The sequence below is a fragment of the Pseudomonas graminis genome (assembly GCF_013201545.1).
GTDB lineage: Bacteria > Pseudomonadota > Gammaproteobacteria > Pseudomonadales > Pseudomonadaceae > Aquipseudomonas.
On record NZ_CP053746.1, the window covers coordinates 3,112,890 to 3,133,605 of the forward strand.

Annotated in this window: 17 protein-coding genes, 3 tRNA genes and 1 riboswitch; of the genes, 18 read left to right on the plus strand and 2 right to left on the minus strand. The window is 61.1% G+C overall.

Features of this window, described 5'->3' with window-relative positions:
- The 10 genes from FX982_RS13950 to astE all read left to right on the plus strand — a co-directional run bounded on the left by FX982_RS13950 (nt 1) and on the right by astE (nt 11,154).
- Entirely contained in the window at nt 1–1,113 is a 1,113-nt protein-coding gene (locus FX982_RS13950; protein ID WP_172611235.1) for a succinylglutamate desuccinylase/aspartoacylase family protein, read from the plus strand.
- Nucleotides 1,114–1,134: 21 nt separating this feature from the next.
- A complete protein-coding gene (locus FX982_RS13955) occupies nt 1,135–1,899 on the plus strand; it encodes an ABC transporter ATP-binding protein (RefSeq protein ID WP_122537825.1) in 765 nt (254 codons plus the stop codon).
- Nucleotides 1,900–2,048: 149 nt separating this feature from the next.
- Nucleotides 2,049–3,032, plus strand: a complete 984-nt coding sequence (argR, locus tag FX982_RS13960; RefSeq protein WP_172611236.1) for a transcriptional regulator ArgR — start codon at nt 2,049–2,051, stop codon at nt 3,030–3,032.
- A gap of 224 nt (nt 3,033–3,256) precedes the next feature.
- Nucleotides 3,257–4,477: an aspartate aminotransferase family protein gene (locus FX982_RS13965; RefSeq protein WP_172611238.1), complete on the plus strand. Its 1,221-nt coding sequence runs from the start codon at nt 3,257–3,259 to the stop codon at nt 4,475–4,477.
- Between the two features lie 214 nt (nt 4,478–4,691).
- Nucleotides 4,692–5,723: an arginine/ornithine succinyltransferase subunit alpha gene (gene aruF / locus FX982_RS13970; RefSeq protein WP_172611239.1), complete on the plus strand. Its 1,032-nt coding sequence runs from the start codon at nt 4,692–4,694 to the stop codon at nt 5,721–5,723.
- Between the two features lie 123 nt (nt 5,724–5,846).
- On the plus strand, nt 5,847–6,872 hold the full coding sequence (astA, locus tag FX982_RS13975) for an arginine N-succinyltransferase (RefSeq protein ID WP_065986198.1): 1,026 nt from the start codon (nt 5,847–5,849) through the stop codon (nt 6,870–6,872).
- Nucleotides 6,869–8,338, plus strand: coding sequence for a succinylglutamate-semialdehyde dehydrogenase (gene astD, locus FX982_RS13980; RefSeq protein WP_172611241.1), 1,470 nt, complete (start codon nt 6,869–6,871; stop codon nt 8,336–8,338). The genes astA and astD overlap by 4 nt, the downstream gene beginning before the upstream one ends.
- Before the next feature lie 70 nt (nt 8,339–8,408).
- Nucleotides 8,409–9,755 (plus strand): N-succinylarginine dihydrolase, encoded by a 1,347-nt coding sequence (gene astB / locus FX982_RS13985; RefSeq protein WP_172611242.1) that lies wholly within the window; start codon nt 8,409–8,411, stop codon nt 9,753–9,755.
- A 76-nt stretch (nt 9,756–9,831) separates the two neighbouring features.
- Nucleotides 9,832–10,125, plus strand: coding sequence for a topoisomerase II (locus FX982_RS13990; protein WP_065986195.1), 294 nt, complete (start codon nt 9,832–9,834; stop codon nt 10,123–10,125).
- Between the two features lie 21 nt (nt 10,126–10,146).
- Nucleotides 10,147–11,154 carry a succinylglutamate desuccinylase gene (gene astE / locus FX982_RS13995; protein WP_172611244.1) on the plus strand — a complete coding sequence of 336 codons (1,008 nt, stop codon included), beginning with the start codon at nt 10,147–10,149 and terminating at the stop codon, nt 11,152–11,154.
- A 191-nt stretch (nt 11,155–11,345) separates the two neighbouring features.
- Here the strand turns inward: astE and FX982_RS14000 are convergent, their stop codons facing one another.
- Nucleotides 11,346–11,840: a 6,7-dimethyl-8-ribityllumazine synthase gene (locus FX982_RS14000; protein WP_172611245.1), complete on the minus strand. Its 495-nt coding sequence runs from the start codon at nt 11,838–11,840 to the stop codon at nt 11,346–11,348.
- Between the two features lie 126 nt (nt 11,841–11,966).
- Nucleotides 11,967–12,126, minus strand: a riboswitch (FMN riboswitch).
- A gap of 183 nt (nt 12,127–12,309) precedes the next feature.
- Between FX982_RS14000 and ltaE the strand changes: the two genes are divergently transcribed.
- The 7 genes from ltaE to FX982_RS14035 all read left to right on the plus strand — a co-directional run bounded on the left by ltaE (nt 12,310) and on the right by FX982_RS14035 (nt 18,320).
- The gene (gene ltaE / locus FX982_RS14005) at nt 12,310–13,314 is read left to right on the plus strand and encodes a low-specificity L-threonine aldolase (protein ID WP_172611247.1); all 1,005 of its coding nucleotides are present in this window, start codon (nt 12,310–12,312) and stop codon (nt 13,312–13,314) included.
- Between the two features lie 142 nt (nt 13,315–13,456).
- On the plus strand, nt 13,457–16,075 hold the full coding sequence (gene alaS / locus FX982_RS14010; protein WP_172611248.1) for an alanine--tRNA ligase: 2,619 nt from the start codon (nt 13,457–13,459) through the stop codon (nt 16,073–16,075).
- Nucleotides 16,076–16,165: 90 nt separating this feature from the next.
- Complete coding sequence (locus FX982_RS14015) at nt 16,166–17,398, plus strand: aspartate kinase (protein WP_065986190.1); 1,233 nt, start codon at nt 16,166–16,168, stop codon at nt 17,396–17,398.
- Nucleotides 17,399–17,578: 180 nt separating this feature from the next.
- Nucleotides 17,579–17,767, plus strand: a complete 189-nt coding sequence (gene csrA / locus FX982_RS14020) for a carbon storage regulator CsrA (RefSeq protein WP_122537560.1) — start codon at nt 17,579–17,581, stop codon at nt 17,765–17,767.
- A gap of 62 nt (nt 17,768–17,829) precedes the next feature.
- Nucleotides 17,830–17,920, plus strand: a tRNA-Ser gene (locus FX982_RS14025).
- 107 nt (nt 17,921–18,027) lie between these two features.
- A tRNA-Arg gene (locus FX982_RS14030) sits at nt 18,028–18,104 on the plus strand.
- A gap of 139 nt (nt 18,105–18,243) precedes the next feature.
- Nucleotides 18,244–18,320 (plus strand) — tRNA-Arg (locus FX982_RS14035).
- A gap of 41 nt (nt 18,321–18,361) precedes the next feature.
- Here FX982_RS14035 and FX982_RS14040 read toward each other — a convergent pair.
- Nucleotides 18,362–18,847 (minus strand): DUF4124 domain-containing protein, encoded by a 486-nt coding sequence (locus FX982_RS14040; protein WP_172611250.1) that lies wholly within the window; start codon nt 18,845–18,847, stop codon nt 18,362–18,364.
- Between the two features lie 321 nt (nt 18,848–19,168).
- Here FX982_RS14040 and mgtE point away from each other — a divergent pair, with 321 nt between their 5' ends.
- Entirely contained in the window at nt 19,169–20,611 is a 1,443-nt protein-coding gene (gene mgtE, locus FX982_RS14045) for a magnesium transporter (protein ID WP_122537562.1), read from the plus strand.
- Nucleotides 20,612–20,716: the final 105 nt, after the last annotated feature.

Consider the following 20,716-nt stretch of genomic DNA (forward strand, 5'->3'; position numbering starts at 1 on the left):
ATGCAGCGCATCGATCACGATTTGCCGTGGGGCAACCTCGGCACCCAGCGCACCCTGAGTGTGTTCCGTTTCGGTCAGGGCGAGCGCAAGGCCTACATACAGGCCAGCCTGCACGCCGATGAGCTGCCGGGCATGCGCACCGCCTGGGAATTGAAGAAACGCCTGACCCAGCTGGAAGAACAGGGCCTGCTCAAGGGCGTCATCGAGCTGGTGCCGGTCGCCAACCCAATCGGTCTGGGCCAGTTGCTGCAGGGCAACCATCAGGGCCGTTTCGAGTACGGCAGCGGCAAGAATTTCAATCGCGATTTCACCGAATTGAGCGAGCCGGTGGCTCAGGCGCTGGCAGGCAAGCTCGGTGACGACCCCCACGCCAACGTCAAACTGGTTCGTCAGGCCATGGCCGACGTGCTTGAGCAGTTACCGCCGGCTGGCAGCGAACTGGCCGGCATGCAGCGCGTCTTGCTGGGTCACGCCTGCAACGCCGACGTGGTGCTGGACCTGCATTGCGACACCGACGCTTCGCTGCACATGTACGCCTTGCCCCAGCACTGGCCGCAATGGCGGTCGTTGTCGGCGCATCTGGGGGTCACGGTTGCGCTGCTGGCTGAAGATTCCGGCGGCAGTTCGTTCGACGAAGCCTGTTCCCTGCCGTGGCTGCGTTTGTCCAAGCAGTTCCCGGACGCGCAGATTCCGCTGGCCTGCCTGGCGACCACGCTGGAACTGGGCGGCCAGACCAACACCGGCAAGGCTGAAGCCGAGGCCTACGCCGTGGGCATTCTGGCGTTTCTCGCCGAGCAGGGCCTGATCAGTGGCGAGTGGCCGCAAGCTGGCCATGAAGCCTGCGAAGGCATGCCCTTCGAAGGCACCGAAATGATTTACGCGCCCCATCCCGGCGTGCTGACTTTCTTGCGTCCGGCGGGGGGCTGGGTCGAATCAGGCGAGCCGCTGTTCGAAGTCATCGACCCGTTGACCGATCGCGCCACCACCGTCTGTGCCGGTACCGCCGGGGTGCTGTTCGCCATCGAAAAACTGCGTTACGCCCAGCCGGGTTTCTGGATGGCCAAAGTGGCCGGCCGCACACCGTTGCGCAGCGGCCGCCTGCTCAGTGACTGATTACTTGTGAGAACCGACATCATGAACAAACTGGAAGTCCAGGACCTGCACAAGTGCTATGGCAGTCACGAAGTGCTGAAAGGCGTCTCGCTGACCGCCAAGGCCGGTGATGTCATCAGCATCATCGGCTCCAGCGGCTCGGGGAAGAGTACGTTTCTGCGCTGTATCAACCTGCTGGAGCAGCCGAAATCAGGGCGCATCCTGCTCAACAATGAAGAGCTGAAGCTCGTCTCCAACAAGAACGGTGGTCTGAAAGCGGCTGACCCGAAACAGCTGCAGCGCATGCGTTCGCGCCTGTCGATGGTGTTTCAGCACTTCAACCTGTGGTCGCACATGACCGCACTGGAAAACATCATCGAAGCGCCGGTGCATGTCCTGGGCGTGCCGAAGAAAGAGGCCCTGGAAAAGGCCGAACATTATCTGAACAAGGTCGGCGTGTATCACCGCAAGGACGCTTACCCGGGGCACATGTCCGGCGGCGAACAGCAGCGCGTGGCGATTGCCCGGGCGTTGGCGGTGGAGCCGGAAGTCATGCTGTTTGACGAACCGACTTCCGCGCTGGACCCCGAGCTGGTCGGCGACGTACTGAAGGTCATGCAGGCACTGGCCCAGGAAGGCCGGACCATGGTGGTAGTGACCCATGAAATGGGCTTCGCCCGTGAAGTGTCGAACCAGTTGATTTTCCTGCACAAGGGCCTGGTCGAAGAAAGCGGCAACCCCCGTGAAGTGCTGGTCAATCCGAAATCCGAGCGTTTGCAGCAGTTCCTGTCCGGCAGTTTGAAGTAACGAGCCCGCCATGTGAGTGCGGTGCGTTTTGCTTCAGAACGGTTCATGCTGCGCGTCATTCAGACCGCAGCCATTGACTGAAGGTTACAGAATCCCATCGCATGCCAGGCGTGCGACCCCTTTTAGCGACACGTTTCGGATTGCACGCCATGACTGCCCATCGAATCGGATTTCTCATCTGGCCCGGCACCAAAGCCTTGACCCTGGCGCTGGCGGAGGAAGCCCTGCGTGTTGCTCAGCGCGTTCACCCCGAAGTGGTTTACGAACTGTCGTTTCTGCAGGCCGAGCCCCCCGTTGACGGCGCCGGTTGGCAGTTGCCGGGCGAGCCGTGGGTCGGTCGTGTGGAAGGGTTTCAGAAGCTGTTTCTGCTGGCTGACGAGCCGCCGGCGCCGATGTCCTCAGCCCTCGGTGGCGCGCTCAAGCAGCTGGTCCGCGCCGGCTGCGTGATCGGTGGGTTGTCGGCGGGTGTGTATCCGCTGGCGCAATTGGGTTTGCTCGACGGTTACCGTGCTGCGGTGCACTGGCGCTGGCAGGACGATTTCGCCGAGCGCTTCCCCAAGGTCATCGCCACCAGTCATCTGTTCGATTGGGATCGCGATCGCCTGACCGCCTGCGGCGGGATGTCCGTATTGGATCTGTTGCTCGCGGTGCTGGCCCGTGATCATGGCGCCGAGCTGGCCGGCGCGGTGTCGGAAGAACTGGTGGTGGAGCGCATCCGTGAAGGCGGCGAGCGTCAGCGGATTCCGTTGCAGAACCGTCTGGGTTCCAGCCACCCGAAGCTGACCCAGGCAGTGCTGTTGATGGAAGCCAACATCGAAGAGCCACTGACCACCGACGAAATCGCCCAGCACGTGTGCGTGTCGCGACGTCAGCTGGAGCGCATCTTCAAGCAGTACCTCAATCGCGTGCCGAGCCAGTATTACCTCGAACTGCGCCTGAACAAGGCGCGCCAGATGCTGATGCAGACCAGCAAGTCGATCATTCAGATCGGCTTGTCCTGCGGGTTCTCCTCGGGGCCGCATTTCTCCAGCGCCTACCGCAACTTCTTCGGCGCCACACCCCGTGAAGACCGCAACCAGCGTCGCAGCAGCAGCCCATTCGAATTGTCGTCGGTGCCCGCCGAGCGTGGTTGAGCATTAGCTGTGGGCTGTTTAGATCCTGCACTGCAATACGCGCACGCCACCGGTTAAACTGCGCCTTTGTGACGCAATTTGTCGCATTGCCGCAAACCCCGTAAAAAGCCGGTTTGGCGCTGTAAGAAGTTGTCGCTTGGCGGCAAGGCCCGGCCCGAATCAGTCCTTACAATCCTTCCATCGCTCGCCTGTCCCAGGCAGGCGTTCCTCTTCAGGAGACTCCGATGTCCGTTGAGCAAGTACCGGTGCAACGTGCCGATTTCGACCAGGTGATGGTCCCCAACTATGCCCCGGCAGCGTTTATCCCCGTGCGCGGTCAGGGTTCTCGCGTCTGGGATCAGTCGGGTCGCGAACTGGTTGATTTCTCCGGCGGCATCGCGGTCAACGTGCTGGGCCACGCGCACCCTGCGCTGGTGGGCGCGCTGACCGAACAGGCCAACAAGCTGTGGCATGTCTCCAATGTCTTCACCAACGAACCGGCGCTGCGTTTTGCCAAGAAGCTGGTTGACGCCACCTTTGCCGACCGCGTGTTCTTCTGTAACTCCGGCGCCGAAGCCAACGAGGCTGCTTTCAAACTCGCCCGCCGCGTGGCCCACGATCTGTACGGCCCGGACAAGTACGAAATCGTCGCGGCCCTGAACAGTTTTCACGGTCGTACCCTGTTCACGGTGAGCGTCGGCGGTCAGCCGAAATACTCCGACGGCTTCGGGCCGAAAATCACTGGCATCACCCACGTCCCGTTCAATGACCTTGACGCGCTGAAAGCCGCTGTCTCGGACAAGACCTGCGCGGTGGTACTGGAGCCGATCCAGGGCGAGGGCGGCGTACTGCCTGCCGAACTCGAATACCTGCAAGGCGCGCGCAAATTGTGCGACGACCACAACGCGCTGCTGGTCTTCGACGAAGTTCAGAGCGGCATGGGGCGCAGCGGTCATCTGTTCGCGTACATGCATTACGGGGTGACGCCGGACATCCTCTCCAGCGCGAAAAGCATCGGCGGCGGCTTCCCGATGGCGGCCATGCTCACCACTGAAAAACTCGCCAAGCACCTGGCCGTTGGCGTTCACGGCACCACCTACGGCGGCAACCCGCTGGCGTGCGCAGTGGGCGAAGCGGTCATCGATGTGGTCAACACCCCGGAAGTGCTGGCGGGCGTGAAGGCCAAGCATGAATTGTTCAAGGCGCGTCTGGAGAAGATCGGTCAGCAATACGGCGTGTTCAGCCAGGTGCGCGGCATGGGCCTGTTGATCGGTTGCGTGCTGACCGACGCCTGGAAAGGCAAAGCCAAAGACTTCTTCAACGCTGCCGAACAGGAAGGCGTGATGGTGCTCCAGGCCGGTCCCGACGTGGTGCGTTTCGCGCCGAGTCTGGTGGTGGAAGACGCCGATATCGAAGAAGGCCTGAACCGCTTCGAACGGGCGGTTGCCAAGCTGGCCGGGGCGTAAGTTCCTCGGTCGGCCGGGACACGCTCTTTGGCTGATTGGCGTACGCATTCCCTGTAGGAGTGAGCTTGCTCGCGAACGCGTTGGGTCAGGTGCAGATGTTTCTCTGGACCACCGCTATCGCGAGCAAGCTCACTCCTACAAGGTCGAACGCGCTTCATCTTTTTGTTTTTCCTGCCGGACTACCGGCCCGATTTTTTTCTCAAGGAGTGACACCATGCTGGTGATGCGCCCCGCGCAAATGGCGGATCTGAGCGAGGTTCAACGACTCGCGGCAGACAGCCCGATTGGTGTCACGTCCCTGCCGGATGACGCTGGACGTCTGAGTGACAAGATTGCTGCGTCCGAAGCCTCGTTCTCGGCAGAAGTCAGTTTCAACGGCGAAGAAACCTACTTCTTTGTCCTCGAAGACACAGAAGCAGGCCGTCTGGTGGGCTGTTCCGGGATCGTCGCCTCGGCGGGCTATTCCGAGCCGTTCTACAGCTTTCGCAACGAAACCTTCGTCCACGCCTCCCGTGAACTGAAGATCCACAACAAGATTCACGTGCTCTCGCAGTGCCACGACCTCACCGGCAACAGCCTGCTGACCAGCTTCTACGTGCTGCCCGAACTGGTCGGCACGCTGTGGTCGGAACTCAATTCCCGCGGCCGTCTGCTGTTCGTCGCCAGCCATCCAGAGCGCTTCGCCGATTCGGTGGTGACCGAGATCGTCGGCTACAGCGACGACCACGGCGACTCGCCGTTCTGGGACGCCATCGGGCGCAACTTCTTCGACATCAACTACGCCGAAGCCGAGCGCCTGTGCGGGCTGAAAAGCCGGACTTTCCTCGCCGAGCTGATGCCCCATTACCCGATCTACGTGCCGCTGCTTCCCGATGAAGCGCAGGAAGCCATGGGCCAGGTCCATCCGCGCGCCCAGATCACCTTCGACATCCTGATGCGCGAAGGCTTCGAGACCGATCATTACATCGACATCTTCGACGGCGGGCCGACCCTGCACGCGCGGGTCTCGGGCATTCGTTCCATCGCCCAGAGCCGCGTCGTGCCGGTCAAGGTCGACACGGTCAGTACCGGTGATGCGGTCAAAGGCGGGCGGCCTTATCTGGTTTCCAATGGCCAGCTGCAGGATTACCGCGCCGTGATGCTGGAACTGGACTGGGTGCCCGGCAAGCCGGTCGCTTTGAGTCTGACTGCGGCCGAAGCGCTGGGCGTCGGCGAAGGCGCCAGCGTGCGCATCGTCGCAGTCTGACAACCGGCTCAAGTTGGGTTGAGATGAGTTGACGGCGACCGGCGATGCAATGGCAGGCCGACGCCGTAAAGCAGGTTAGCGAGTTCGCCGGGGGTTGCAGAACCCCCGGCATGAGGAGAAAGCATGATCGTTCGTCCCGTACGCAGCAGTGACCTTCCGGCGCTGATCGAGCTGGCGCGCAGCACCGGCGCAGGCCTGACCACCTTGCCGGCCAATGAAGAGCGTCTGGCACACCGGGTCGGCTGGGCCGAGAAAACCTTCCGTGGCGAGGCGGGGCGGGGCGATGCTGATTACCTGTTCGTGCTCGAGGATGACGACGAGAAAGTCGTGGGCATTTCTGCGGTGGCCGGCGCAGTGGGTTTGCGTGAGCCCTGGTACAACTACCGGGTAGGCCTGACGGTCAGCGCGTCCCAAGAGTTGAACATCTATCGCGAGATCCCGACGCTGTTCCTGGCCAACGACCTCACCGGCAACTCCGAGCTGTGTTCGCTGTTCCTTCACGCCGACTACCGCAATGGCCTCAATGGCCGCTTGCTGTCCAAGGCGCGGATGCTGTTCATTGCCGAGTTTCCGGAGCTGTTCGGCACCAAGACCATCGCTGAAATGCGCGGCATCTCCGACGAGCAGGGTCATTCGCCGTTCTGGGAAAGCCTGGGTCGGCACTTCTTCAAAATGGAATTCAGCCAGGCCGACTACCTCACCGGAGTCGGCAACCGCGCGTTCATCGCCGAGCTGATGCCCAAGTTTCCGCTGTACAGCTGCTTCCTCTCAGAAGCCGCGCGCGAGGTCATCGGCCGCGTGCACGTCAGCACTGAACCGGCGCTGGCGATGCTCAAGGCTGAAGGCTTCAGCTATCAGGGATACGTCGACATCTTCGACGCCGGCCCTGCCATCGAGTGCGAAACCAGCAAGATCCGCGCGGTCCGCGACAGCCAGGCGCTGGTGCTGGCCGTCGGCACGCCGGGTGACGACGCGACGCCCTTCCTTATCCACAACCGCAAGCGCGAAGACTGCCGCGTGACCGCTGCCCCTGCGCGTTTCGCCGCCGGCACCCTGGTGGTCGATCCACAGACCGCCAAGCGCTTGCGCCTCAGCGCCGGTGATCAGGTTCGCGCCGTGCCCCTGTCGCCTGCCCGGGAGAGTATTTGATGAACACCTTGTATATCGGCGGTGCCTGGCAGGACGGCCAGGGTGACGCATTCGAGTCCCTGAACCCGGTGAGCCAGCAAGTGATCTGGTCGGGCAAAAGCGCAACGGCTGAACAGGTTGATGCGGCGGTCAAATCGGCCCGTCAGGTGTTTCCGGCCTGGGCGACGCGCAGCCTGGACGAGCGCATTGCCGTGCTTGAAGCCTTCGCCGCTGCGCTGAAGAACCGCGCCGATGAAATCGCCCGTTGCATCGGTGAGGAAACTGGCAAGCCACTGTGGGAATCGGCGACTGAGGTCACCAGCATGGCCAACAAAGTGGCGATCTCCATTCAAAGCTACCGCGAGCGGACCGGCGAGAAGAGCGGTCCGCTAGGCGACTCCACCGCCGTGCTGCGGCACAAGCCCCATGGCGTGGTAGCGGTGTTCGGTCCTTACAACTTCCCGGGCCACTTGCCTAACGGCCACATCGTCCCGGCGCTGCTGGCGGGCAATACCGTCGTATTCAAACCCAGCGAACTGACGCCTAAAGTCGCCGAGCTGACCGTGCAGTGCTGGATCGAGGCCGGTCTGCCGGCGGGCGTGCTCAATCTGCTGCAAGGCGCGAGGGAAACCGGTATCGCATTGGCGGGTCATGGGGGCATCGACGGGTTGTTTTTCACCGGTTCGAGCCGCACCGGCAATTCCCTGCATCAACAGTTCGCCGGTCGCCCGGACAAAATTCTTGCCCTGGAAATGGGTGGCAACAACCCGCTGGTGGTCGATCAGGTCGCCGATGTCGATGCCGCGGTCTACACCGTGATTCAGTCGGCCTTCATTTCCGCCGGCCAGCGCTGCACCTGCGCTCGCCGTCTGCTGGTGCCCCAAGGGGCATGGGGTGATGCATTCCTGGCGCGGCTGGTGGAAGTGACCTCGACCATTCAGGTCGGCGCCTTCGATCAACAACCGGCGCCGTTCATGGGCTCGGTGATTTCCCTTGGCGCTGCGCAAGCGCTGCTCGATGCCCAGGAAGTGATGCTGGCCAACGGCGCAGTGGCCCTGCTCGAAATGACCCAGCCTGCCGCGCAATCGGCGCTGCTGACGCCGGGCATCATCGACGTCAGTGACGTGGCGGATCGTGAGGATGAAGAACTGTTCGGCCCGTTGTTGCAGGTGATTCGCTACGCTGATTTCGACGCAGCCATCGAAGAGGCCAACGCCACGCAGTACGGCTTGGCGGCAGGGTTGTTGTCGGATTCCGAAGCGCGCTATCAGCAGTTCTGGCTGCAGAGCCGTGCAGGCATCGTGAACTGGAACAAGCAACTGACCGGCGCGGCCAGTACCGCACCGTTCGGGGGTGTCGGCGCCTCGGGTAACCATCGCGCCAGCGCTTATTACGCGGCGGATTATTGCGCGTACCCGGTCGCGTCGCTGGAGACGGAAACCCTGGCGCTGCCTGCCAGCCTGACGCCCGGCATCACCCTGAACTGAACGCGCTCCTTGATAGCGCAGCGCACATCGAAGAATGTGCACATAAAAACAGATCCACGGAGCCTCACCGATGAAATCCTGTGAAGTCAACTTTGACGGTCTAGTGGGCCCGACCCACAACTACGGTGGGCTGTCCTACGGCAATGTCGCGTCCCAGAACAACTGCCAGCAATCCTCCAATCCGCGCGAGGCCGCTTTGCAGGGGCTGGCCAAAATGAAAGCGCTGATGGAGATGGGGTTCACCCAGGGCGTGCTGGCCCCGCAGGAACGTCCCGACGTGGCCGGTCTGCGCAAGCTGGGCTTCAGCGGCAGCGACGCACAGGTGATCGAGCGCGCCGCCAAAGAGTCCATGCCGCTGCTGGCGGCCAGTTGCTCGGCGTCGAGCATGTGGGTAGCGAACGCCGCCACGGTCAGCCCGAGCGCCGACACCGCCGACGGCCGCGTGCATTTCACCGCCGCCAACCTCAACTGCAAATACCACCGCAGCATCGAGCACCCGACCACCAGCCGCGTGCTCGGCGCGATGTTCGCTGATCAACAGCATTTCGCCCACCATGCGGCGTTGCCTGCCGTGGCCCAGTTCGGTGACGAGGGCGCGGCCAACCACACGCGCTTCTGCCGCAGCTACGGGGAGCCTGGCGTCGAGTTTTTCGTTTACGGCCGCGCCGCGTTCGACAGCCGTTTCCCCGCGCCGCAGAAATACCCGGCACGCCAGACCCTCGAAGCGTCCCAGGCCGTTGCGCGTTTGCATGGCCTGAGCGCCGAGGGCGTGGTCTTCGCCCAGCAGAACCCGGCCGTGATCGATCAGGGCGTGTTCCACAACGACGTGATCTCGGTGGGCAACGGTGAAGTTCTGTTCTTCCACGAAGATGCGTTCCTCAATACCGAGCCCATGCTCGCCGAGCTGCACGCCAAACTCGGTCAACGCGGCGGTCGCTTCCAGGCCATCTGCGTGCCGCGCAGTGAAGTGGCGGTGGAAGATGCGGTGCGTTCGTACCTGTTCAACAGCCAGTTGCTGTCCCGCGCCGACGGTTCGATGCTGTTGATCGTGCCGGAAGAGTGCCGCAGCAACGAGCGCGTGTGGCATTACCTGCAGCGCCTGCTGGCGGACGACAGCCCTATTCGCGAGGTCAAGGTGTTCGACCTCAAGCAGAGCATGCAGAACGGCGGCGGCCCGGCGTGCCTGCGTCTTCGCGTGGCCTTGAATGAAACCGAACTGGCGGCGGTCAATCCAGGCGTTATCATGACCGCGCCGCTGTACGACACGCTGACGCAGTGGGTCGACAAGCACTATCGCGACCGCATGAGCGACAGTGATCTGGCCGATCCGCAGTTGCTGACCGAATGCCGCACGGCGCTGGACGAGCTGACGCAGCACCTGAAACTGGGCGCGGTCTATCCTTTCCAGATCAACTGATGCACCCCATCCGTTACGCCTGCGCCCGAGCGGCGTCAGGCGACGATGTTTTTGCTTTTACAGAGAGAGTTTTGCCATGACCGACGCGCTGCGTTTGATCCTTGAAGACACCGACGGCACTCAGCTGGAAACGTCCTGCACCCGTCTTGCCGTTATCTGGCAGGGCAAAGAGGTCTGGATTCAACAGGACGGCCGTGGCCAGTTGCTGATCGGCGTTGACGTCGAAGAGGGCGATGCCGAATACGCCAACCTGCTGCTGCGTCCATTGGCGACCAACCTGGTCAGCCTGCAGCTGGAAATGGAGCCGGCTGACATGAGCGGCGACGACGAAGAAGGCCACGTGCACGGCCCAGACTGCACCCACGACTAAGCCTGCGCAGGAAGCTTCCCCATGCTCGCCCTCGGCAAACTGCTTGAACTGACCCTCGCGGGTCGCGAACCCGCGGAAAAGACTCAGCTGACCGTCGACGGCGTTCGCATGCGCTGGCTCGCTGAGGGGGCGCTGGAAGTCCGGCCTCCCGAAGCACGCGACAATGGCACCGACCTGCTGCTGTCCGCCGGCATCCACGGCAATGAAACCGCGCCGATCGAACTGCTCGACACGCTGATTCACGCCATCGCCCGGGGCGAACTCAAGCCTCGCGCGCGTATTCTGTTCCTGTTTGGCAACCCCGAAGCGATGCGTCGCGGCGAGCGATACGTCGAGCAGGACGTCAACCGGCTGTTCAACGGCCGTCACGAGCACAGCGGCGGCAGCGAAGCCTTGCGCGCCTGCGAACTCGAGCGTCTGGCCGCCAGCTTCTTCAATATTCCGGGCCGCTACCGCCTGCACTACGACCTGCACACCGCGATTCGCGGCTCCAGAATCGAGCAGTTTGCGCTGTACCCGTGGAAAGAAGGTCGCGCCCACTCCCGCCGTGAACTTGCCCGTCTGCGCACGGCGGGCATGGAAGCGGTGCTGCTGCAGAACAAGGCGTCGATCGTGTTCAGCGCCTACACCTACGACAAGCTCGACGCCGAAGCCTTCACCCTGGAACTGGGCAAGGCGCGCCCGTTCGGGCAGAACCAGCAGGTCAATCTGGACAAGCTGAAGTCCTGCCTCGAACACCTGATCGCCGGCACCAACGCCGATCAGCCTGCCGATCTGGACGGCTTGCAGCTGTTCAGCGTGGCCCGGGAAGTCATCAAGCACAGTGACGCCTTCCGCTTGCACCTGCCGGCGGACATCGAGAACTTCACGGAACTGGAAAAAGGTTACGTGCTGGCCGAAGACCTGGCCGATTCACGCTGGGTGATAGAAGAAGAGGGCGCCCGGATCATCTTCCCCAACCCGAACGTCAAAAACGGACTGCGGGCGGGGATTCTGATCGTGCCGGCGACGGAAGAGTCGCTGGCCTGACGCGCCGGTATCTGTCCCGCCGAAGACCGAACTGTGGGAGCGAGCTTGCTCGCGAAGAGGCCGGTACATCCGCTACATTTCTAGCGGCTGGAATGCCGTCTTCGTGAGCAAGGTGGAGCGCCACCCCGGTCACTCCCACAGGGGCCGGTACATCCGCTGATTTTCTGGCGGATGAACTGCCGTCGGTTTGATCAACCCGCCGCTTTCTGCACCTCACCGACCCGACGCACTGCACGCAGCTTTGTCAGCGTGTCCGCGCAGGTCTTGGCCGCTTCCTGGCCCTTGTGCACGAAGTGGTCGAAGAAAAACTTCTGGTGCTCTTCACCGGCGTGGAAATGGTGCGGGGTCAGCACGACCGAGAACACCGGCACTTCGGTTTCCAGCTGAACCTGCATCAGCGCGCTGATCACCGATTGCGCCACGAACTCGTGGCGATAGATACCCCCGTCGACTACCAGACCGGCCGCCACGACGCCGCCGTAGCGACCCGACTTGGCGAGCAATTTGGCGTGAAGCGGGATTTCGAACGCGCCGCCGACTTCAAAGAAATCGATGTCGGTCTCGGCGTAACCGTGTTGCGCCATCTCGGCGACAAAACCTTTACGCGCCTGATCGACGATTGCCTTGTGCCAACAGGCTTGAATGAAAGCGATGCGCTCGTGAGCGTGAATGGCGGTAGGTTGCATGTGTTCTGACTCCTGTTTAATGAAAAAAACAGGGCGTTTTGGATCGAATGGGATGCCAGGGTACGTGCGAAACCGTCCCCGACGCCAAGCGCCTGGGGCTGTCTTGAAACGATCCTGTTGTGCCAGTCCCGTTCTCTCTTCATCCGGACTATGACCGTCGGCCCCGGGATCACACCGGGTCTGCTGACCTTGCATCGAGCTTCAGCTCGCTGCAAGCGCTCGCGGGCTAGACGCATTGCGCGCCATTACCGCCGGTGGGGAATCTCACCCCGCCCTGAGAACGTTGCCAACGGCGTTTTGCGTCGGCGTGCAGTTTGTAACATACATTTCCCGGATTCGCTTGGAGCCTTTTTGATGGTTTTCATCAGCTTTTCTTATAAGGCGTCTTGGCATTCCTGTCCCAAGCCTTGATTATCGATGCCCCGGGCCTCAGAACTGAGGCTCGACCCTAATCAGTGGGAGCTTCATCGTGGCGGTTATCGATCTGCGCAGTGACACCGTGACCCAACCCTCGGCCGGCATGCGCGACGCCATGGCCAGCGCGCCCCTTGGCGATGACGTGTACGGCGAAGACCCGACGGTCAATCGGCTGGAATCATGGCTGGCCGAGCGTCTTGGGTTTGCAGCCGCGCTGTTCGTGCCGACCGGCACCATGAGCAACCTGCTCGGCCTGATGGCCCACTGTGAGCGCGGCGACGAATACATCGTCGGCCAGCAGGCACATACCTACAAATATGAAGGCGGCGGCGCGGCGGTGCTCGGCTCGATACAGCCTCAGCCCCTGGACAATCAGGCGGACGGATCGCTGGACCTGAATCAGGTCGCCGCCGCCATCAAGGCCGACGACTTTCATTTCGCCCGCACCCGGTTGCTGGCCCTGGAAAACACCATGCAGGGCAAAGTCCTGCCAATGGAGTACCTCGCGGCGGCCCGCGCTTTCACTCGCGAAAAAGGCCTGAGCCTGCACCTCGACGGCGCTCGCCTGTACAACGCCTCCGTCAAACTGGGCATGGACGCGCGGGAGATCACCCGGCATTTCGATTCAGTTTCCGTGTGCTTGTCCAAAGGGCTCGGCGCGCCGGTCGGCTCGGTGCTGTGCGGCTCAAATGAGTTCATCGCGAAGGCGCGGCGCTTGCGCAAGATGGTCGGCGGCGGCATGCGCCAGGCCGGCATCCTGGCAGCCGCGGGGTTGTACGCGCTGGAGCATCAGGTCGAGCGCCTGGCCGACGATCATGCCAATGCCACCGCCTTGGGCAAAGCGCTCGCGGACCTCGGTTTTGACGTCGAGCCGGTGCAGACCAACATGGTTTACGTACGGATCGGCGATCGCGCCCAGGCGCTCAACGCCCTGTGTGCCGAGCGCGGTATCGTGCTGAGCGCCGCGCCGCGATTGCGCATGGTTACCCATCTTGATGTGACCGCTGCGCATCTGGACAAGGTGGTGGCGGCCTTTGCCGAATTTGGCGTTCGCTGATCGGGTGATCAGCCCGATTGCCGGTTTCTATCGAATAACACGCTGTACCGAGCGTACAACGCCTATATAATGCGGCCCTTTGCCGTCGCTGCGTCGAACGACGCTATGCATGTGCCAGGCCGCAGTTTCCGTGGAAGAACCTATGAAAAGCGCAGAAATCCGTGAAGCCTTCCTTCGCTTCTTCGAAGAGCAAGGCCACACCCGAGTTGCCTCCAGCTCCCTGATCCCGGGCAACGACCCGACCCTGCTGTTCACTAACGCAGGCATGAACCAGTTCAAGGATTGCTTCCTAGGCCAGGAAAAAAGGGCCTACACCCGCGCCGTGAGCAGTCAGAAGTGTGTGCGTGCCGGTGGCAAGCACAACGACCTGGAAAACGTCGGCTACACCGCGCGTCACCACACCTTCTTCGAAATGCTGGGCAACTTCAGCTTCGGTGATTATTTCAAGCGCGACGCGATCACCTACGCCTGGACCTTCCTCACCGGCGTGCTGAAACTGCCCAAGGAAAAACTCTGGGTCACGGTTTACGCCTCGGACGACGAAGCCTACGACATCTGGACCAAGGAAATCGGCGTGCCGGCCGAGCGCATGGTACGCATCGGTGACAACAAAGGCGCGCCTTACGCCTCCGACAACTTCTGGACCATGGGCGACACCGGTCCGTGCGGCCCATGCACTGAGATCTTCTACGACCACGGCGCCGACATCTGGGGTGGCCCGCCGGGTTCGCCGGAAGAAGACGGCGACCGTTACATCGAGATCTGGAACAACGTGTTCATGCAGTTCAACCGCACGGCCGACGGCGTTCTGCACCCGCTGCCAGCGCCATCGGTCGACACCGGCATGGGCCTTGAGCGCGTCAGCGCCGTCCTGCAACACGTCAATTCCAATTACGAAATCGACCTGTTCCAGAGCCTGCTGGCCGCTGCTGCAAAAGCCATCGGTTGCAGCAACGACAATCAGGCGTCCCTGAAAGTCGTCGCCGACCACATCCGCTCGTGCGGCTTCCTGATTGCCGACGGCGTGCTGCCATCCAACGAAGGCCGCGGCTACGTGCTGCGCCGCATCATTCGTCGTGCCTGCCGTCACGGCAACAAGCTGGGCGCCAAGGGCAGCTTCTTCTACCAGATCGTCGCTGCACTGGTCGCCGAAATGGGCGAAGCCTTCCCCGAGCTGAAAAACCAGCAGGCCCACATCGAGCGCGTGCTCAAGGCTGAAGAAGAGCAGTTCGCCAAGACCCTGGAGCAAGGCTTGAAGATCCTCGAGCAGGATCTCGCCGAACTGAAAGGCACCATCGTCCCCGGCGACGTGGTGTTCAAGCTCTATGACACCTACGGTTTCCCGATGGACCTGACCGGCGACATCGCCCGCGAACGCAACCTGACCCTTGACCAGGCCGGTTTCGAGCGTGAGATGGACGCCCAGCGTGAACGCGCGCGTTCCGCCAGCTCATTCGGCATGGACTACAACAGCCTGGTCAAAGTCGACGTGGCCACGCAGTTCACCGGTTACAAAGCCACCGCAGGCGAGGCCAAGGTCGTCGCCCTGTACAAAGACGGTATCGCGGTCGAGCAATTGAGCGAAGGCGAGGATGGCGTGGTCATCCTCGACCAGACCCCGTTCTACGCAGAGTCCGGCGGCCAGATTGGCGACAGTGGCTACCTGACCGTGGGCGATGCGCGCTTCGACGTGAGCGACACCACCAAGACCGGCGGCGCGTTCCTGCACCACGGTGTTCAAGTGTCGGGCAGCCTGAAAGTCGGCACTACCGTCAGCACCGAAGTTGCCGCCGAAGTTCGCCAAGCCACTTCGCTGAACCACTCCGCCACGCACCTGCTGCACGCTGCATTGCGCCAAGTGCTGGGCGATCACGTCCAGCAGAAAGGCTCGCTGGTCGATAGTCAGCGCCTGCGTTTCGACTTCAGCCACTTCGAAGCCATCAAGCCCGAGCAGATCAAGGCGCTTGAAGACATCGTCAACGCCGAAGTACGCAAGAACACGGCCGTCGAGACTGAAGAAACCGACATCGAGACCGCCAAGCAGAAGGGCGCCATGGCGCTGTTCGGCGAGAAGTACGGCGACAGCGTTCGCGTGCTGAGCATGGGCGGCGGTTTCTCGGTGGAGCTGTGCGGCGGCATTCACGCCAACCGCACCGGCGACATTGCGCTTTTCAAGATCATCAGCGAAAGCGGTGTGGCCGCAGGCGTGCGCCGTATCGAAGCGGTGACCGGCGCCGTGGCGCTGGAATACCTGAACGCCGCTGAAGAGCAACTGAAGGAAGCCGCGAACCTGGTCAAAGGGAATCGCGACAACGTTCTGGACAAGCTTTCGGCGGTGCTGGAACGCAATCGGCTGCTGGAAAAACAGCTGGAACAACTGCAGGCCAAGGCGGCCAGTGCTGCGGGCGACGATCTGTCTGGCTCGGCAGTGGACGTCAAGGGCGCCAAGGTTCTCGCTGCCCGTCTCGATGGTCAGGATGGCAAGGCGCTGCTGGCCCTGGTTGATCAATTGAAGAACAAGCTCGGCCGCGCAGTGATCCTGCTCGGCGGGGTGCATGAAGACAAGGTCGTGCTGGTGGCAGGCGTCACCAAAGACCTGACTGGCCAACTCAAAGCCGGTGATTTGATGAAGCAGGCGGCTGCCGCAGTAGGCGGTAAAGGCGGCGGTCGTCCTGACATGGCGCAAGGCGGCGGTGTTGATGCTGCCGGACTCGAAGCAGCGCTGGCACTGGCTGTTCCGTTCGCCGAGCAAGGTATTTAAGTCGACCCACCCGGGGCCCGTCATTCGGGTTCCGGCGCTTCGCGGTTTGAATGATAACGGGCGCCCTTCATGGGCTGAGGCGGCTTTGAGATGGCTTTAATCGTACAAAAGTTTGGCGGCACCTCGGTGGGCTCGGTCGAGCGCATCGAACAGGTGGCCGACAAGGTCAAGAAATTCCGTGATGCGGGCGATGATCTGGTGGTGGTGCTGTCGGCCATGAGCGGCGAAACCAATCGCCTGATCGAACTGGCCCGGCAGATCAGCGATCAACCGGTGCCACGTGAGCTGGACGTCATCGTTTCCACCGGCGAGCAGGTCACCATCGCTCTACTGGCCATGGCGCTGATCAAGCGTGGCGTGCCGGCGGTTTCGTACACCGGCAATCAGGTCCGCATCCTCACCGACAGCGCCCATAACAAGGCGCGTATTCTGCAGATCGACGATCAGAAAATCCGCGCCGACCTGAAGGCCGGTCGTGTGGTGGTGGTCGCCGGATTCCAGGGCGTCGATGAAGACGGCAACATCACGACCCTGGGTCGTGGCGGATCCGACACCACCGGCGTGGCACTGGCCGCGGCCTTGAAAGCCGATGAATGCCAGATCTACACCGACGTCGATGGCGTCTATACGACTGACCCGCGCGTTGTTTCGCAGGCCCAGCGTCTGGACAAGATCACCTTCGAAGAAATGCTGGAGATGGCGAGCCTTGGCTCAAAGGTCCTGCAGATCCGCGCGGTCGAGTTCGCCGGCAAGTACAACGTCCCGCTGCGCGTACTGCACAGCTTCAAGGAGGGTCCAGGCACCCTCATTACCATTGATGAAGAGGAATCCATGGAACAGCCGATCATTTCGGGCATCGCCTTCAACCGCGACGAAGCCAAGCTGACCATCCGTGGCGTGCCAGACACCCCGGGCGTTGCGTTCAAGATTCTCGGTCCCATTAGTGGCGCGAACATCGAAGTCGATATGATCGTGCAGAACGTTTCGCACGATAACACCACCGATTTCACCTTCACCGTTCACCGCAATGATTACCAGGCCGCGCTGCAGGTTCTGCAGAACACCGCCAACGAAATCGGCGCTCGCGAAGTCATTGGCGACACCAAGATCGCCAAGGTTTCCATCGTCGGTGTCGGCATGCGTTCCCATGCCGGGGTTGCCAGCCGCATGTTCGAAGCGCTGGCCAAGGAGAGCATCAACATTCAGATGATCTCGACATCCGAAATCAAGGTCTCGGTGGTGATCGAGGAGAAGTACCTGGAGCTGGCCGTGCGCGCACTGCACACTGCCTTCGAACTCGACGCACCGCGTCAGGGCGAGTAAGCCTTGGGCAGAGGGCGCGGTTTCTGCTGCGCCTTCTGCGAGTGGGTGTGCGCAAGTCGCTATTCTTTTTCCGGCGCTGGTCGATACTGAGGCATGGACCAGCGGCCGCTTCCGGCCGGGATCATGCCGTTTGTCTGTGCAGACTGTAGTCCCTTGAATGTAAGCCGTAAGGAGATAGGTATGCTGATTCTGACTCGCCGGTGCGCGGAAAGCCTGATCATTGGTGATGGTGAAGTCACCGTGACCGTGCTCGGCGTAAAAGGCAATCAAGTACGTATTGGGGTCAACGCGCCCAAGGAAGTAGCTGTTCACCGCGAAGAGATTTACCTGCGTATAAAGAAAGAGAAGGACGAAGAACCAAGCCATTAATTTTTATTGAATTTTTGGTTTGCAAACGGGGAAAAGGGTGGTTATTATACGCCCCGTGTTGCGGAGAGCTGGCCGAGTGGCCGAAGGCGCTCCCCTGCTAAGGGAGTACACCTCAAAAGGGTGTCGGGGGTTCGAATCCCCCGTTCTCCGCCATTATTTGCGTAGTACGTTGTAATCTGGCTTGATCGGTAAGTTGTTGAATTTACTAGAAAAAGTGCTTGACCAAGAGATTTGACGGCCTATAATGCGCGGCAACAAATGCACTCGTAGCTCAGCTGGATAGAGTACTCGGCTACGAACCGAGCGGTCACAGGTTCGAATCCTGTCGAGTGCACCATTTAAGCGTTGTTTGTAGTGATACGAATAACAGTCTTAAGTTAGAAAGAGCCTGGCTTCAACAGGTCTTCGGAAGCACCACTCACTTCCAGAAGTAAAATGCGATGCCCAGAGGTGAACTGGTTTAAAAAGCGCCATCTGCACTCGTAGCTCAGCTGGATAGAGTACTCGGCTACGAACCGAGCGGTCACAGGTTCGAATCCTGTCGAGTGCACCATAAGACGAAAAGCCCGCATGCAAATGCGGGCTTTTTGCTTTCTAGCGTTTGCCTTTTACACAGCCGTGCTCATCGAATGACACCTGTCGGCTGCGTCCCTTCTTTTCCTCATACACATATCGGACTTCAGCGTTCCGGCTGATGATCTTGTCCGGTCGTCCGAGCAAATTTTCCACATCACGTTTGCTCATCCCCGTTGGCGTCTGCCGATTGATGATTGCCTTGCGGCGCTGCTCTGCGCTCAGGATATTTCCGCAACCATCATCGCGCTGACCCACGACCACCACCTCTCGGCTTTTGCGATCTTTCGTCTCCTCAGCTTTTGAAGTTGGAGGAGGGGGCGTGAAAGTCATGCCTGATGCCGGGTTGATACCCTGTGGCGTTGTCGTTTGGCCGCTGGGGCAGCTCAGCGTGGTAAAGGTCACGCTGCCGCTTTGATCCTGGCAGCGATTGACGGTGGAGGCACCTGCGCCGAATGGCAAAAGCAGTAGCAGGGTGATGAAGAGCTTTTCAGTGTTCAGCGGCATCGCGATGTCCTCCCTGACCTGTGTCCGCAAAGGGTAGCGATGAGGATTTCTCACGGCGAGCGAGTTTTGTTCACCGGATGTGACGGCGCGAGATCAGGGACTCGGACAACGGTTAGGGATGCGTTGCAACCGATTGTTTCACGTTGAATTTTTAGCCTCCCGTCACGGCAAGCGGTGTATGATTGCGCCCGTCAGCCCCGCCGGGGCTTGTGGACTACCTCCATGGACTTACCCAGTAGCAACTCAATACTAAGTTTCACCAATCAAGAATCGACTGATTGATCTTCTGGCGGGTTCCACTGCTGGGAGTGGAGTTCGCCTATGACCCAAATCGAAGTAAAAAAGACGCAGGAAAGCCTTCAGGATCGTCTCGCCCAAGTCATCGACTTGCTGCAGCGTCAGCGCATCGTCGAAGACCTGACACACCGTCAGGAAGGCCAGCACCAGGATCGTGTCGAAAACCTCGTTCACCGGCAGAACCTCGTCGAGCTGCAGCGTAAGCTCGACGATCTGCACTCTGCCGACGTTGCCTACATCCTCGAAGCACTTCCCCTCGAAGACCGTCTGACGGTCTGGCAGCTGGTGAAGGCCGAGCGTGACGGCGACATCCTTCTCGAAGTGTCCGACTCCGTTCGGGAAACCCTGATCGCCGACATGGATGATCATGAGCTGCTGGCCGCCGCCAAGGAAATGGACGCCGACGAGCTCGCCGACCTTGCTCCAGAGCTGCCGCGCGACGTTGTCCACGAGTTGATGGAGGCGCTGGACAGTCAGCAGCGCGAGCGCGTGCGCTCTGCTCTGTCCTACGACGAGGAGCAGGTCGGTGCCCTGATGGACTTCGAGATGGTGACCATCCGTGAGGATGTCAGCCTGGAAGTCGTTCTGCGTTATCTGCGCCGTCTCAAAGAGCTGCCCGGCCACACCGACAAGCTGTTTGTTGTCGATTCCGATGGCGTGCTCAAGGGCGTGCTGCCCATCAAGCGTCTGCTGGTCAACGACCCGGAGAAGCAGGTGTCGGAGGTCATGGCCAGCGACCCGGTGAGCTTCCATCCTGATGGCGATGCATATGAAGCCGCCCAGGCGTTCGAGCGTTACGACTTGATTTCCTCCCCGGTGGTCGACAAGAACGGCAAGCTCATCGGCCGTCTGACCATCGACGAGATGGTCGACCTCATCCGCGAGGAGAGCGAGACCGAAGTGCTCAACATGGCGGGTCTGCGCGAAGAAGAAGACATCTTCGCGTCGGTCTGGCGTTCGCTGCGCAACCGCTGGTCCTGGCTGGCCGTCAACCTGATTACAGCCTTTCTCGCCTCGCGAGTGATCGGTCTCTTCGAAGGCTCCATCGAAAAGCTGGTGGCGCTGGCGGCATTGATGCCGATCGTGGCAGGGATTGGGGGCAACTCGGGCAATCAGACCATCACCATGATCGTTCGGGCCATGGCTCTCGATCAGGTCAACACCGGCAACACCTCACGCCTGATGCGCAAAGAGCTGGCTGTTGCGCTCATCAACGGTCTGGTGTGGGGCGGGGTGATAGGGATCGTTGCTTATCTTCTCTACAACAGTTGGTCCCTTGGGGTGGTGATGACCGTCGCCATGACATTGAATCTGCTATTGGCGGCGTTGATGGGTGTGCTGATCCCGATGACCCTGGCGCGGCTCGGGCGCGATCCGGCCATGGGCGCCAGTGTGATGATCACGGCCATGACCGACAGTGGCGGGTTCTTTATCTTTCTCGGGCTGGCGACTGTGTTTTTGCTTTGATCCATCGCTTCAATCGAAACCGCCTTCAAGGCGGTTTTTTAATGCGCGCAGACAAGGTATTGACCTAATTTCAGGCACAAAAAAGCCAGCAGAGCGCTGGCCTTT